Source organism: Bradyrhizobium nanningense, from assembly GCF_004114535.1.
Taxonomy (GTDB): Bacteria; Pseudomonadota; Alphaproteobacteria; order Rhizobiales; family Xanthobacteraceae; genus Bradyrhizobium; species Bradyrhizobium nanningense.
This window is the reverse complement of record NZ_LBJC01000036.1, coordinates 1-235: the sequence shown is the minus strand read 5'-3', so window position 1 is coordinate 235 and position 235 is coordinate 1. Positions and strand designations below refer to the sequence as shown.

Genomic DNA, 235 nt, shown 5'->3' with positions numbered 1-235 from the left:
GGCGCGGGCCCGCACCAGCTCGACCACCGAGAGCTGCGGGATCGCGAAGCGGTCGCCGGCAGCTTCCACGATCAGCGCGGAGACGATGGCCAGGGTCAGCGGGATCTTGATGGTGACCGAAGATCCTTCGCCGGCCACCGATTTGATGTCGATGGTGCCGCCGATCTGATCGATATTGGTGCGCACCACGTCCATGCCGACGCCGCGGCCGGAGACCGAGGTGATGGCGGCCGCG

The 235-nt window shown here is 68.1% G+C and carries 1 protein-coding gene; it reads right to left on the bottom strand.

The genetic code is table 11. From position 1 onward, the window contains the following. Positions 1-235: ATP-binding protein (locus XH84_RS31710; protein ID WP_164937404.1), on the bottom strand; the 235-nt coding region annotated here is incomplete at both ends.